Origin of the sequence: Ekhidna sp. (assembly GCF_039940915.1) — a bacterium.
In the GTDB taxonomy this organism is placed as follows: domain Bacteria; phylum Bacteroidota; class Bacteroidia; order Cytophagales; family Cyclobacteriaceae; genus Ekhidna.
Genome location: NZ_JBDVFO010000002.1, coordinates 1,287,285 through 1,303,559 on the forward strand (window position 1 = coordinate 1,287,285; position 16,275 = coordinate 1,303,559).

8 protein-coding genes are annotated in these 16,275 nt (G+C 41.9%); all 8 read left to right on the forward strand.

The genetic code is table 11. The annotated features are described in order from the left end of the window. Positions 1-83 precede the first annotated feature (83 nt). The 8 genes from ABJF57_RS10775 to ABJF57_RS10810 all read left to right on the forward strand — a co-directional run bounded on the left by ABJF57_RS10775 (position 84) and on the right by ABJF57_RS10810 (position 16,272). Positions 84-974, forward strand: a complete 891-nt coding sequence (locus tag ABJF57_RS10775) for an ABC transporter ATP-binding protein (protein ID WP_462228874.1) — start codon at positions 84-86, stop codon at positions 972-974. Beyond that, positions 971-4,303: a golvesin C-terminal-like domain-containing protein gene (locus ABJF57_RS10780; RefSeq protein WP_462228877.1), complete on the forward strand. Its 3,333-nt coding sequence runs from the start codon at positions 971-973 to the stop codon at positions 4,301-4,303. The genes ABJF57_RS10775 and ABJF57_RS10780 overlap by 4 nt, the downstream gene beginning before the upstream one ends. A gap of 28 nt (positions 4,304-4,331) precedes the next feature. Then, positions 4,332-5,819 carry a TolC family protein gene (locus ABJF57_RS10785; protein WP_462228879.1) on the forward strand — a complete coding sequence of 496 codons (1,488 nt, stop codon included), beginning with the start codon at positions 4,332-4,334 and terminating at the stop codon, positions 5,817-5,819. Positions 5,820-5,892: 73 nt separating this feature from the next. Next, positions 5,893-6,951 (forward strand): efflux RND transporter periplasmic adaptor subunit, encoded by a 1,059-nt coding sequence (locus ABJF57_RS10790; protein ID WP_462228881.1) that lies wholly within the window; start codon positions 5,893-5,895, stop codon positions 6,949-6,951. A gap of 24 nt (positions 6,952-6,975) precedes the next feature. After that, complete coding sequence (locus tag ABJF57_RS10795; RefSeq protein WP_462228883.1) at positions 6,976-10,122, forward strand: efflux RND transporter permease subunit; 3,147 nt, start codon at positions 6,976-6,978, stop codon at positions 10,120-10,122. Beyond that, positions 10,115-14,854: an efflux RND transporter permease subunit gene (locus tag ABJF57_RS10800; protein ID WP_462228885.1), complete on the forward strand. Its 4,740-nt coding sequence runs from the start codon at positions 10,115-10,117 to the stop codon at positions 14,852-14,854. Before ABJF57_RS10795 ends, ABJF57_RS10800 begins: the two co-directional genes overlap by 8 nt. After that, positions 14,826-15,527 carry a hypothetical protein gene (locus tag ABJF57_RS10805; protein WP_462228887.1) on the forward strand — a complete coding sequence of 234 codons (702 nt, stop codon included), beginning with the start codon at positions 14,826-14,828 and terminating at the stop codon, positions 15,525-15,527. The genes ABJF57_RS10800 and ABJF57_RS10805 overlap by 29 nt, the downstream gene beginning before the upstream one ends. A 157-nt stretch (positions 15,528-15,684) precedes the next feature. After that, positions 15,685-16,272, forward strand: coding sequence for an RNA polymerase sigma-70 factor (locus tag ABJF57_RS10810; protein ID WP_462228889.1), 588 nt, complete (start codon positions 15,685-15,687; stop codon positions 16,270-16,272). The last annotated feature ends 3 nt before the right edge of the window (positions 16,273-16,275 follow it).

A 16,275-nucleotide genomic window follows, 5' to 3' on the forward strand; every position in this document is an offset into this window, starting at 1 on the left:
AATCTGTAACAAATCAAAAGCGGACTTGCTCTAATAGCATAACCGACATCAACTGAACATAACCAATCAGAGACACCAGCTCTATGAACATCGAAATCAAAGAACTATCTAAGGTTTATCCAAACGGGCATGCGGCCATCCAAGGCATCAACCTTGAAATCGGTAGTGGAATGTTTGGCTTGCTTGGGCCTAATGGAGCGGGTAAGTCAAGCCTAATGCGAATTCTGGTGACGTTGCAGAAGGCCACTGGCGGAAGTATTCATATGGACGGACTTGATATCAATCAGCATCGAAAAAAAATTCGCCCCTGGATAGGTTACCTCCCACAGGACTTTACCTTTTTCAATAAGCTTAAAACATGGGAATTTCTCGATTATGCCGCCATGCTTTCTTCTGATCTGGGAAAAAAGAAGAGAATAGCAGAGGTAGATAGCATGTTGGATCAGGTTGGTTTGTTAGATGTTAGAGAACGCCAGGCCAACAAGCTCTCTGGTGGAATGAAGAGGAGACTCGGAATTGCACAGGCATTGATCGGGAATCCCCGATTATTGGTGATCGATGAACCTACCACCGGACTCGATCCGGAGGAACGCATTCGCTTCAGAAATATCCTCTCTGATCTGAGTCAGAAAGATGTAACGATCATTCTCTCCACGCACATTGTGGGTGACATAAGTAGCACATGTAATAATATGGCCATGCTCAATAAAGGTGAGGTAGCATTTAGCGGCGCACCCGAAGGGATGATTGATCAGGTGAAAAACCATGTATGGCAAGTTACTGTCGAAGACGAGGATTTTACTGATTTAAAAAGCAAGTACTCTGTGGTATCTACCATACCCGTGGAAGGTTCCTGGGAAACACAATTAATCTCGATGGAAAAACCCCATCCTGAAGCATTCAACATTCAGCCCAATCTGGAGCACGCTTATGTATTTTTTATGGAAAACGAACTTGGAGTTTCACTGGTATGATTTCCATTAGCAACATATTGACCATCTCAAAGTATGAATCAAAGGTGCTTTGGAGAAATTGGTTTTTCCGCATTTTTTCCATTGGCATTCTCTTCTTCTTGTTCATCTTCGATATGGCAGCCTTCTCGCCTATTAGTGATTCGCCTTGGTTCATAAAGTCGAATAGTTGGGGGCCCGCCTATACCAATATGTTGATGTCTGCCATCCCGCAGGCCGCTGCAATCATTTTCCTGGCCACAGGTCTGGTGAAAAAGAATAAAAAAATTGACACCAACGAAGTGTTTTTTGCAAGAGCCATTTCCAATGCTGATTATGTTTTTGGCAAAGCACTGGCACTCTTTAAATTGTTTTTCTGGCTGAATGTAGTCATCCTCGTAATGGGCATGATTTACAACCTCACCAACCCCATCACCTACTTCAATCCACTCGCTTATGTTTTCTATCCACTGCTGATCAGCATGCCTGCCATCGTCTTCACAACTGGGCTAGCTTTCCTTTTGGTCACACTTCTGAGAAATCAGCCGGTAAGTATTGTTCTTTTACTTGGCCTATCTGGAGTCATACTCATTTATTTCTTCGGTAAATATTCCAGCATTTTTGATTACATGGCATTTCGGCTGAATTTGATGGCTTCCGATATTTCAGGCTTCAGCAATTTAAAATTCATCGTCCTTCAGCGCGCATTTTATTTTACCGCTGGGGTCGCATGTCTAGTTGGATCAGCTTTCTTCCTTGACCGGCTTTCGAATCATGTAAGAAATAAAATTTCTCTGGGAAGCATCATGCTGGTCTTCGCTGGTTTTGCCGGCTACATCATGATGTCACTGTGGGAATATAGAAACGGATCAATTGACCTTCGAGAAGACATGGTTGAGCTAAATGGGCGTTGGGCGGAGGCTCCGAACATCAGTATTCTATCGAATCACCTTACGCTCGAACACCAAGGCAACGAAATCAAAGGAACATCGAAAATGCTGGTGACCAACACTACGCAGGTTCATCTCGATACTCTCTTTTTTACACTGAACCCTGGACTTGAAGTAACCGGACTAACCATCAACAATGAAGAAGTTGAATTCAAAAAAGAACTTCATATTGTTTCCATTCCCTTCAAGCAAGGGATTGGAGCAGGGGAAAAGTCGGAGGTAGAGATCAGCTATCAAGGAACTATTCTGGAAGAAGCTGCGCATCTAGAAGTTGAGCAAAAACGCTACGAAACCATAGATGGAGATTTCATCTACGCTATAGAAAAACGCTATGCTTTTTTGCAGCAGGACTATGCGCTGCTCACAAAAGATGTACTTTGGTATCCAAGTAATATGGTTGGCTATAGCCTGTCATCACCCGTAAAAGAGCTGGGATCATTCATTGATTTCAAACTCGATGTAAAAGTGGCTGGAAACCATACGCCAATTTCCCAAGGAAATGTTGAAAAAGTAGGTGATTATCATCAGTTTAGACCAGAATCGCCACTGCCACAGATTTCACTGACTATCGGAGATTATGAAAAGAAGGAATTGTTTGTTGACAGCACAACTTACTCAATTTATTATCACAGGGGTAACGATTATTTCTCACAACATCTTAATGAGCTAGGTGACACCTTAGATATTCTGGTCAAAGACTTGGTCAACAGTTACGAGCATGATCAACAACTCGACTACCCGTTCCAACGACTTCTATTTGTAGAAGTGCCTATCCAATTCAAGGCTTACAACAAAATCTACGAAGGTCATCAGGCTTTCGTACAGCCTGAAATCGTGCTTTGGCCTGAAAAAGGAGGAAACATCCGGGATTTTGATTTCAAAAGACAATTTAGAAACATGGAACGCCAGGCCAGGCAAGAAAATCAAGTATTGAGTGATAAAGAAAAACAGGCCAATGTATTCAATACATTGATCAAAAAAGTATTCACTAAGCAGCTAGGAGATAATTGGTTTTTTGATGGTAGAGATGAAGATGTAGCGAATTATTCCATCTTCCCCAACCTCTATGCCTACAACTCCGGCATTGTAAGCAATGAATGGATCTTATTGAACAAAGGCATCGCCGAATATCTGAATGAAGTGCGATTGCCTGAAAATGATTTTTCCAGAAATATTAATGGAATCTCCTTCACGGAAGAATGTAATCAACTGATGCAGGAGACCCCTTTGATGGATCTGCTGACACAAGAAACCGACTTTTCGAAAATTCAGAAATCTGTTTCACTCAAAGGACAATACCTCTTTTCCTACCTCGAGCAATTGATTGGAGAAGAAGAATTGAAGGAGTTTCTATACCAATGGATCAACAGCAATCAACATCAACTCACTTCCTATATTGATTTTCGCAATCGTATTTTAAACACGTTCCAGTTAGACATCGATCCGATCATCAATCAGGTGTATTCAGAAACTGATCAACCCTCTTTTGAGATAAACAACATGGATCAATATGAATTGCTAGATGGAGATCGAAAGCGATATCAAGTATTGTTTGATGCAACAAATACTGGTCTAAATGATGGAGTTCTTACCGTGACATTTGACGATGAAAGTGATTCAGAAAATTTCTCATTCAGACGAAGAAACCTGGAAGCAAAGACTGCTCAATTGGAATACACTTCTCTGATCAAAGCGGGAGAAACTCGACAGTTCGGATTCATCCTGGATACCGAACCGACCCAAATTGCTATCAACACCTTGGTATCTAAAAATATCCCATCGGTCATTACACTTTCGCCAGGTCAATTCATTTTAAAAGAGAATGCTATTCCATTTGAAGGAGAAAGAGTCATTGAAGAAGCAACCAAGCCTTCGCAGTATGAGGTGATCGTTGACAATGAGGATGAAGGGTTTTCTTTCTTCAGTCCAATCAAAGACACTTACCTACGCGCCTATCTTGATAAGAAAAACCCTTCCAACAAGAAATACTATGGAATCTGGAGACGCTCTTATTCAAAGTGGCGATTGACCACCGGATCAAGTTTTTATGGCCAACACATCCGATCTGCTCATTTCACCCGATCCGGGAAAGGAGAAAAAATTACCGAGTGGACACCTGACCTTAAAGAAGAAGGATTTTATGACTTGTACACCTTCATGATGGGTAAAAACCAGAACCAGTTCACCAGAAGAGGTAGTTCAGATCGGAGGTTCACCTACAAATACATCATCAATCATGCAGACGGAAAGGATGAAATCAATTTCAATCTTTCGAATGCTGAAAGAGGATGGAACTACCTGGGATCTTACTATTTCTCAGGTGAAGGCGGAAGTGTAGTCTTGACAGACGAATGTGATCTGCGAACCGTGTATGCCGATGCTATTAAATGGGTAAAGCAGTAATTGTAAAAGAATTGTAATCGAAAGTAAAATGAATCAACGCTCAAAAATCAGTTTAAAAAGGACAATCATCCTTGCCCTCACCTTCAGTACATCTGTGATCTGGAGGCCAGTAGCAGCTCAAACTGTACTAACACTGGAAGAATCGATTGAAGTTGCAAAAATCAGCAGTCCTGACATTCGAAAATCTGTCTTGAACTTGCTCAGCAACAGCAAAAGCCTGGACGCTCAGCGCGCCAGTCTGAAATCACGCTTTGCACTAGATGTCACACCCATTGACTTTAGTAGAAGCCGTGTCTTCAACGACCTTTTCTCTACATGGAACACAAGTGAGGATTATAACTCTTTTGCAAATTTTTCCATTTCACAGCCTGTCACCGTGACGGATGGAACCTTATCCTTAAACAATCGGCTAGGTTATCGGGATAATTTCAGTGAATTTCAGGACGTAAGAACCAAAACTTACAGCAACAACCTGTACTTACAATTTGATCAGCCCATTTTCACATACAATCGTAATAAACTTCAATTGGCGGAGTTGGAACTGAATTTTGAAAATGCTCAACTCAATCATGCGATGCAGTTGCTCAATCTGGAGCGTAACGTCACGCAATCATTTTACAATTTTTACCAAAGTCAAAATAACGTTGAGATCGCTCAGGATGAATACGACAATCAGCAAATAAGCTATGAAATCACCAAAAATAAGGTAGAAGCGGATCTGCTGGCAGAGGAAGAATTATATCAGGCAGAGTTAAACCTAGCCACTTCTAAATCTACCCTGCAAAATCAGCAAGTAACACTCTACAACGCTGCAGATGATTTTAAGCTTCTGCTGGGCATTAGCCTTGAGGAAGATATCCAGGTAAGGGTTGATGTCAACTATGTCACCCAAAAAGTCGATCTCAATAAAGCGATTCAAAACGGAATCGATCAGCGGATGGAATTGAGGCAAAGATCCATAGATATTGAACGGTCACAATTTGAGCTTGTCAAGACCAATGCACTCAATGAATTCAAAGGTAGCGTTGCCCTCTCACTCGGAATTTTCGGTGACAATGAACGTCTCACCAATGTGTATAGCACGCCCACTAACCAGCCGCGTATTGCTGTTTCTTTCAGCATTCCATTGTGGGACTGGGGAGAAAAAAAGGCGCGACTGGCGGCTTCCAATGCTAACCTGGACATGACAAAAATTGATCTGGAAAATCAAAAAAATGACATTGTGATCAATATCAGGAAGGTGTACCGGAACCTACAAAACCTAGAAACCCAGATCGAAATTTCACAGCAAAATGTAAGAAATGCTGAGCTGACTTATGAAATAAACCTGGAACGCTACAAAAACGGAGATTTGACGAGCATGGATTTGAACCTCTTTCAGAATCAACTTTCTGACAAGAAAAGCGCGCTGGCGACAGCATTAATTAACTACAAAATCGAACTCCTAAATCTAAAAATTCAAAGTTTATACGACTTTGAAAACGACGAACCAGTGGTTCCACAAAAATCTTTTTAAAAAACATGAGGCCATGATGGCCGCTAAATCAAATAGCTAGTACCAAATGACTCATTCCACAAATTCTACTAAAATGAAAAAACATCTCAACTTACTGCTCTCCATTCTACTGCTGGTTGCCTTGGCCGGTTGTGGTGACGAGCAATCTTCCATTGACACGGAAATTAAAATTCCAGTTTCCGTTCTCAGTTTGAAAGAAGGGTCCATTTCCCGGTTCATTGAAACAACCGGAACGGTCTACTCTTCAAAAGAAGGAATCCAGAAGTCTGAACTCACCGGAATCTATCGATTGCGAAACAACCCTGCCACAAACAGGCCTTTTTCGCTGGGGGATTTTGTGAAGCAAGGACAAGTGGTGATCACCCTTGAAGACAAGGAATACGAGAATAATCTCCAGCTGGACGGTAAAAAACTCAACCTTGAGCTAGCTGAGAACAATCGTGACAAGCAGCAATCACTGTATGAGAAGGGTGGTGTTACATTAACCGAACTAAAAAATGCATCGATTGAATATGTGAATGCTAAATACGCGTATGAAAATGCACAAATCCAATTAGGGAAAATGTCCATACGAGCCCCTTTTGATGGGATCATCGTGGAGCTTCCTTACCGTACAGGAGGTGTGAAAGTTGATCAAGGGCAAGACATGTTCAAAGTGATGAAATTCAACCGACTGTTGCTGGATATCAAATTGCCAGAAAAACACCTGATAGAAATAAGAAAGGGTCAGATGGTAAACATTACCAACTACAACCTTAAGAAAGATACGCTTACCGGTCAGATCAGTCAGATTTCGCCGGTTATTGACCCTGAGACAAGAACCTTTCAGAGTGTACTTGAAATCAAGAACGACGAGCTGATGCTAAGGCCAGGCATGTTTGTGAAAGCAGCGATTCTTTCAGAGAAACGCGAAAAAATAATTGTCATTCCTAAAGAGACCATCATTTCCAGGCAAAATGGAAAAGTGGTTTTCATCGTGGAAAATGGAATCGCTGTTGAAAAAACCATCAAGACGGGGCTAGAAAATCAAGACCTGATAGAAGTCATCGACGGGCTCAAGGTAAACGATCGGCTTGTGGTAAGCGGGTTCGAGACGTTGCGAAACAAGTCTAAGGTCAGTGTCATTCAATAATTGTATCAGTAAACCCAATCAATCGTGAAAAAAATTATTTCACTGGCGGTAAGCTACCCGATTTCCATATTGATGGTTGTTTTAGCTGTCATATTACTCGGAACCATTTCATTCAGCAAGTTGGGAATAGAGCTATTCCCCAACCTAAAAAACCCTACACTCTTTGTAGAGTTGAAAGTGGGGATACGTCCACCATCCGAAGTAGAAAAACAGTTTGTTGAGTCCATCGAATCCGTGGCTATCAGACAAAATGGAGCAACAGAAGTTAGTTCCATTTGTCAGACTGGGTATGCACGCGTTACTGTGCAGTACGATTGGGGCAAAGACATGGATGAGGCATTTCTGGATTTGCAAAAGGCGCTTTCCAACTTCTCACTAGATGAGGAAATCGAGGAATTTGTCATCTCTCAGTTTGATCCGAACGCCACACCCATCATGATACTGGGAATCTATAATCCCCAAAATGAGGATTTTGATGCACTGAGAAAAATTGCAGAAACCAATTTTCGTAATGAACTCATCCGCTTACCCGGTATTGCAGAAGTAAGATTAGCCGGAGAGCAAGAAAAGGAAGTGGTGCTGGAGACTGATCCTAACCTCCTTGCTTCATTGGGGCTTACTGTCGACAATTTGGTACAAAAAATTCAAAGCTATAACCGGAACGTTTCTGGTGGATTTATTGAAGAATTAGGCAAGAAGTATGTCATAAAAGGACTTGGGATCATTGAAAAAACAGAAGATCTGGGAGATCTGGTTGTAGGGTATACTACCCAACAGCAGTTAGCCGTCGGGGGAACTCCTCAGGAATCTCAGACCGAGGAGGCTGCCTCCTCAGATCAGGTTCCTATTCTCCTAAAAGAAGTGGCTCAGATTAAAATCCTAGATAAAGAAGCTGGGAGTATTGTGCGCGTAAATCAACAGAGAAGTCTCGGGCTCTCCATATACAAGGAGACCAAGTACAATACGGTCAATGCAGTGAATGAACTGACGGAAGCTTTGGACGAACTCAAAAAGACCGTTCCCGGATATGAATTTGTTGTCATTCAAAATCAAGGCAGATTCATTCAGGGAGCTATTGATGAAGTGAAGGAGTCCGGTCTGTATGGCGCCTTATTTGCCATGATTGTCCTTTTCATCTTCCTCAGGAGAATTGGCACTACGGTTATCATCAGCATCGCCATCCCCATCTCGATCATTGCCACATTCAACCTCATGTATTTCAATGACCTGACCTTGAATGTAATGACACTTGGAGGACTTGCGCTCGGAGCAGGAATGCTTGTAGATAATGCCATCATAGTCGTAGAAAGCATTTTCAGAAAGAGAGAAGAAGGCCTTGGCGTGATCGATGCTGCCATTCAGGGAACAAGCGAGGTAAGTGGTGCCATCACGGCCTCTACCCTCACTACCATCATCGTATTTCTACCCATTGTCTATTTGCAGGGACCATCCGGTGAACTCTTCAAGGATCAAGCCCTGACAGTTGCTTTTTCACTCGTTTCTTCTCTGGTGGTGGCCATTTTGGTCATTCCTATGCTTTTTTCCAGGGTTTTCAAAAACACTAAAAAAGTCATTGAGCCAACACCTCTGAAGTTTCAAGGATATAGAAATTTCCTCAACAAGGCGCTAAACTATCGCTTTGCTTTCATCGCTATATCATTCCTGATGGTTGTCGGAAGTTATCAATTGATTTCGGTTATCGGAAGTGAGTATATGCCAAAATCAGATACTCGCGCCCTTTCTGTCGACATCAAACTGACCGAAGGCACCCCACTTGAGCGGACTTCAAATACGGTCGCTCAGATTGAAAAGCAGTTGTTCGAATTGTTTACTGAACACCTCGACAAAGTATACAGTCACATTGGGCCAATGCAGAGCCAATCAGGAATAGAAAATGAAAATGTTTACGAGGAAAATCAAGCAAGCCTCAAACTCATATTCAAGGATGAGTCAACATTGGAGATTGCCAAGATCACTGATGCCCTTTCCAACTATTTCGAAAAAATACCTGGTTTGACAGCTTCATTTTCCAATGATGAAAGTGCGCTTACAGCAGTGCTGGGAGATGAAGAAATGCCGCTTGTTGTTGACATAACGGGCACTGATCTACCGACACTGAGACCAATCGCTGACTCGGTGCTACTGATCTTGAGTAGGCACAGAGATGTTTACGAACCATTGTCCAACATGGAGGCAGGAATTCCTCAAATTCAGGTAGATGTTGATAAATATCGTGCTGGGCTCTTCAGTCTATCCATTGAAGACGTACTTGGTCAAATCAAGGATCAACTGCAAGGAAAGAAAGCGGGCACCATCGAGCGAGGTGGAGAAATTCAAGACATTCAGATTAAAATACCAAAGTTGGCACTTCATGAATTAGAAAACATGAAAATAAAAAGTGCGCAACAAGAATTGCGGCTAGGAGAAATCTGCGACATCAGCACACAAATGGCTTCCAACTCAATTTTCAGGAAAAATCAGAATCGAATCGTTTCTGTAAGCGCACGTGTCAATCAGGATCGACCGTACGACCAAATTGTTGGGAATATTCAAGATGAATTTTCTAAAATGTCTTTGCCCCCTCAGTACAAGATTGATGTGGTCGGGCAAGAATTGAAGCGTAAGGAATCCATGAAAAACCTGACGTTTTCATTAATCCTATCTGTGCTTCTTGTGTATATGGTGCTTGCGTCTCAGTTTGAATCATTGATTCATCCATTTACCATACTGCTAACGATTCCACTAGCAGGTGTAGGTGCTCTTTTATCTTTCTTTATTTTGGGAATGCCATTGAATATGATGGCATTGATCGGAATCATCATGCTCACAGGAATTGCCGTCAATGACTCCATCATTTTGGTAGATAGCATCAATAAAAACAAACAGCTGGGACTCGATCCACGAACCGCTATTCTAGAAGCAGGGCAAAAAAGGTTCAGACCGATTATAATGACAAGTTTGACTACCATCCTTGCTTTACTGCCTTTGACGCTTGGTTTTGGAGAAAGTGCTTCACTTCGATCTCCAATGGCAATAGCTGTCATCGGTGGATTAGTCACTTCCACCCTTTTGACACTGATTATCATCCCGTGTTTCTATGAAACCATTGAGAAAGGACTAGCGAAATTAAGAAACGTCAATCTCAGACTAACTGGCAAGTCTAATGGGTAATAAAGGACTACTACATACGATCATACACCGGAAAGTACTGGTTTCCATGCTATTCATTGGATTCTCAGTCATGGGCTATGTTTCCTATAAGAAATTGCCTGTTGAGCTATTCCCTAATGTCGAGCTTCCCGTACTCATCGTACAGATCGCCTCATCGGGTGATGTTGACCCTGAATACATGGAGAGCCAAGCCATTGTGCCGCTTGAAAGTGCAATCAGTACGCTTGAGGGTGTAGAAAAAATAAATGCTTCCGCTAATAGTCAACGTGGAATCATTTTCATCTCTTTTAAAAGAGGCACCAATCTCAAGTTCGCTTACCTGAAGCTTGAACAAAAAGTGGGAGCTGTAACACCCACACTTCCTGATGAATTTAATGTTCGAATCATCAAGATTGACACGGAACAATTCAGCAACGCCTTCATGGACTTGCAAGTGCTTGGCGGTGGCGGAGTGGATCGCGTGAGAAATGTAACCGACCAATACATCACAAGCAAGCTAAGCGACATTGATGGAATAGGTGGTGTTGAGGTATTTGGAGGCAGGCAGAAGACCATTGAAATCATCATGGATGATGCCATATGTGAAGCCAACGGGATCACACCTGGCACCATCAGCAGTGTGTTAGCTCAAAACTCAAATAAGAGTGCTTTTGCCGGGCGGGTTGATCAGAACGGACAGAAACTCTTCGTTAACGTCACAGCAGAATTAAAAAACATCAAAAACATTCAAAGTCTTGTGGTTTCTGAAAAAGGGCCATTATTGCTCAGTGATGTAGCAGATGTCTTTTTCGGGGTAAAAGAGCAATCAACCTTAAGCCGAGTCAATGGAAAAGATGCCGTATCTATACGTGTTTCAAAAGCCTCTCAAGCCAATCTTATCTCCATATCTGAAGATGTTTTAGCCGCCATTGAAGAAATTAATGAGGAACTCGCTCCTTTAGATGTAGAGATCACCGTAGAAAGCAATCAGGCAGAGTTGATGACAGAGAACATCAATCAAATTAAGAACCTGGCATTGCTTGGTGGCTTGCTTGCGATTTTCGTACTGTGGATATTTTTACGCCGGCTCAAGTTTATTCTAAGTATTGCGCTGGCCATCCCCATTTCTGTATTCACTGCTTTCAATTTCTTTTATGCGTATGACATTTCCGTCAATAGCCTGACGCTGATAGGCATGGCACTCGCCATCGGAATGCTCCTGGACAACAGTGTAGTGGTCATCGAAAACATTTATCGTCACGTGATAAATAAGAAGTCTCCAGAAGAAGCCGTAGTAGACGGAACCAAGGAAGTCATGCGGTCAGTTACTGCGGCCACACTCACAACCGTGACGGTATTCCTTCCATTCATTTTTTCCACCAACTTCTTAGTCACAATTATAGGTACACAAATAGGCGTATCCATCATTTCCACATTGGTTGTCTCCCTGGTGGTTGCATTGGTATTGATTCCAATGCTGGCTCACGCGACCATCCGAAAAAACGGAGAAGATGAAACACCGCTCATAAAGAATGCATCTATCCGACAAAGAATCATTCAGGTCTACATCGTTGTGCTTAAGATGTGCTTTAGACGTCCTGCAGCTACGATTATCGGTGGTCTAGTGCTGTTTTTCATCACCATAGGTTTGAGTTTTATTGTAAGCGCTGCAAGCCTAAACGAAGTAGAAACTGAGGAAATGACGATGTATGTCAATATGCCTCAAGGAGCTACCCTTGCTTCTACCGATATCAGGGTTCAGAAAATAGAACAACAGATTCTTGATATCAATGTAATTGAGAAAGTAATCAGCCAAACTTCGGAGGGCGAGGCAGTTCTTCGCGTAAAATTGATCGAGGACTTCAAAGAGCAGGACACTGTTTCCATTTCTGATATCAAAAACATGCTTAGCAGCATTTCAGATGGGTATAAAGAGCTCGATATTTCGATGGACAAGCCGCCAAGCACTAGCGAAGGTCAGCCAAGCGGTCCATCTGCTTCCGATAACTTCGAACGCATGCTTGGACTAGGAAGTGCTTCTGAGAGAATCGTGATTAAAGGTCAGGATTTTGACTTAATGCAGACCATTGCCAACGATATCAACACGTTTGTAAACGGGCTACAATCCATACGCAGGAGCACGGTCAATTTAAGTCCAGAACGTCCCGAAGCTCACCTTCAATTTGATCAGATGGTCATGAGCGAATTCGGGATCACGCAAGAAAATGTCATGAATGCGTTGAATGACTTTCAGCCTTCATTTCAGTCAGGCTCAAACTTTGTAAGTGGGAATGAAGAATACGAAATAACCATCAAAACCACCAATCAAATAGATCAAGGCAACAAGGAGATGAAAGACCTCCGTGAAATGCAAGTGGTCAACACCTCCGGTGCTATTTATGAGCTCGATGATTTTGGCTCTGCTATTTATTCTTCTGGTAAAAGTGGCATCAACAGACTCAATCAGGAAAAGCAGATAGAAATCACCTATTCCTTCATTGATGAAGTGTCGAGTTCCGAATCTCTGTTAGAAGCTTCTCAGCTAGAAATTGATCAGATTGTGGGCGGAGTAAATATCCCATCAGGCATTGTGGTGGATGTCATTCATGATGAAAAACTTTTTGACGAGTTCTACTTTTTGATCATTGCCGCCGTGGTAATCATATTCATGATCCTTGCCGGAATTTTTGAGTCGCTTTACTTACCCGTGGTGATCATGTTTTCGATCCCTCTTTCTGCCATTGGTGCTTTCTTAGGTCTTACCCTTTCAGGAAACTCCTTGCTAAATGCAAATACCTTGATTGGATCTCTCATTTTGCTTGGAGTGGTTGTAAACAATGGAATCATTCTAATCGATTACTCAAGAATTCTAAGAAGAAGAGGGTTTTCCAAGTATCGATCATTAATGATCAGCGGAATTTCGCGCATCAGACCGATTCTTATCACTTCCATTACAACAATTGTAGCGATGCTTCCGCTCGCACTCGGAGATGCAGCATATGTAACTGGTATTGGGCAACCATTTGCCATTACTGTAATGGGCGGACTCGCATTCAGCACCCTACTTACATTGATCTATATACCAACCATGAGTGCCGGTCTCGAAAGTGTGATAAACTGGTTTAAAAACTTAAAGCCATCCATTCGAATCTTTCAGATCTTACTTATGGTGGTCATATTTACCATTATTTACCTGGAAATAAGTGGAGTTCTTTGGCAAATGATCTGGTTCCTCTCCACACTCATTCTGGTGCCGGGCACAACACACTTTGTCATGACTTCTTTGAGGCAAGCAAATACTAAAATGGTGGATGAAGATGAGGAAATGCACATCGAAATTCAAAACCTCACCAAAGTATACGGGCGGGATAAAAGATGGCGAAGAGAGTGGAAAGGAAACAAAAGATTGTTCGAATCGAGAGGTGAGTTTGTAATTTCCGCAAAATACGTTTTACAAAATCTTATTTGGCAGGTAGCCTTGATAGGGCTGCTGGTGTATTTGATCTATTTCTTTTTCGACAAGGCATTCTGGCAGTTATGCTTCATGATAGCACTGCACACCCTACTACTTTCAATGACTGGGGAAATCTCACAATTGATCAGTGAAAAGCGAAGAAGACTGTCACGTATTTTTCACCGCCTTCTTTTCTGGGGATTTCCGATTATCAGCTCTAACTATCTCTATTCAGACATTGCCCAGGATATGCGTCCGTTTGCAGTTTTCCTCATCATCTTATGGTTCATTGGTTTGATACTAACCAACTCAGGAAGACGACTATCGGAAAAGCCGGTTGATCTTGAGCAGATGAAAGGTCGCTTCAAAAAAATCAGAAGACTTTACTACCGCATGATCATGGCTCTCCCTATCATCGGAAAGAAGAAAGAACCATTCAAAGCGCTGGCTGGTGTGAGCCTGAACATTGAACAGGGAATGTTCGGATTATTGGGCCCCAATGGTGCTGGGAAAACAACGCTTATGCGTATACTTTGTGGAATCATGGATCAGAGCTATGGCAAGATCTGGATCAATGGCCATGATACCACGCTAAGAAGAGAGGAACTCCAGGGGTTGATTGGCTATCTCCCTCAGGCATTTGGAACTTATGAGAATATGACTCCAAAACAATTCCTTGACTATCAGGCCATTCTGCGCAAGATTACCAATAAAGAAACACGAGAGGCGCGAGTTCAATACGTTTTGAAGGCCGTTCACATGGATGAGCATCAGGACAAGAAAATTGGTTCTTTTTCAGGAGGGATGAAACAGCGAATCGGTATTGCTCAAATTCTGCTGCACCTTCCTAAAATACTTGTAGTTGACGAACCCACAGCAGGATTGGATCCGCTGGAGCGTATCCGATTTAGAAACCTGCTGGTAGAATTGAGTCGAGAACGAATCGTCGTATTCTCCACGCATATCATTGAGGACATTGCCAGTTCTTGCAACAACCTGGCCGTGCTCATCAAAGGAAACATTGAGTATATGGGGAGTCCTTCTTCCATGGCGGAACTTGCCAAAGACACCGTGTGGGAATTCTACATGTCTGCTGAAGAGTTTGAAAGCCGCAAAGAAGATTATCTAATCGTGCATCACATGCGGGAAGGAGACCGAATTAAAGTGAAGTGTCTTGCAGAAGAGAAGCCTGATACAGAGGCAACTCAAATCCGTGCAAACTTGGAAGATGCTTACCTGTGGTTAATGAAAAGTAAAACGAAAACGAAAAATGAAGAGCTATCTGATACTGGTGCATAAGCTGGTCACGTACAATATACGGGTCATTTTTGCAAACAAGTTTGTGTACTTCGCACTGGCCGCTCTGCTTTTTTTCGCAGGGATTATCACCATTACCATTTTTGAAGACCCCAACTTTAGCGAAGAGGTTATTTTCGGATTCCTTGTGTTTCCCGGACTCCTCCTCATCTTTTATCCAATGGCATACGGGATTCAAAATGATGATGATTCTAAGATGCTTGAGACCATTTTTGGCATTCCCAACTATCGATACAAAGTCTGGTTGATTCGATTCGTACTTGCACTTTTGGTGGCTGCAGTGATGCTGTACTTTCTGGGGATCATCTCCAACTTAACACTCTACCGGGTAGACATACTTCCCATGCTGGGTCAGGTCATGTTTCCCATTACCTTTTTAGCTTCGATGGCCTTTATGCTTTCTACAAAAATCAAAAATGGAAACGGTACAGCCATTGTAGTAGTGATTGTGAGTTTCATCTTTTTCGTCTTTGCCGAGGAATTAGAATACAGCGCATACAATGTATTCCTAAATCCCTTCAGCGAGCCGCGTGGGATGAGTGAATTCATTTGGCTAAACGTCATAGTTAAAAATAGAATCTACCTGTCTGTCGGCACTCTTTTATTTCTTTTATATGGAATGTTTAACCTACAGTACAGAGAAAGATTTATATAACCAGCGTTTTTGAAAAGTTTTATTTCAAGTCAAAAAACCATGGATATTATTTAGATAAGAATCTTCAATTCCATGAATTATTCTAATTAACTGTTTAATTTTTGTCCAATTATCTGGGACAATAATTTCTTTATATTGGCCGGTTATAAAGGTAAAATTGCTGGATAATTACAAGGACTATAACGACCCCATTTCTCTTCTAGAGCTTTTAAAAAAAGGTGACGCAGTAGCACTCGAAACCATTTTTAGGCTCTACTATGATAAACTATTACACCTTTCTAAAAATTACTTAACCTACGAAGCAGACGCTGAAGAAATCGTACAGAATGTTTTTTTGAAACTGTGGGAACAACGAGATAAGCTTAAGAACATATCCAGTATCAACAGCTACATCTACATCATGACTAAGAATAGCTGCATGGACTATTTAAAACATGAAAAGGTCAAGCGCGGCTATCTGGACCAAAACCTTCAGAATAAATCAGCAATCAACTATCAATTTTTGAAAGATGAGGCAGCATCCCTACTTCTGGAGAACGAGCTCGAACAAAAAATACTTGAAAGCGCCGAACTACTTCCTGAGAAGTGTAAAGAGGTCTTTATGAAAAATAAGATGGAGGGTTTGAAACGAGCTGAAATAGCACAGGAATTAGGGATTTCGCTTAAAACAGTAGATAATCATATCTCGAAGGCAGTCAAACACATGAGACTACATTTGCGAGATTTTCTAACACTCTTTTTATAATTC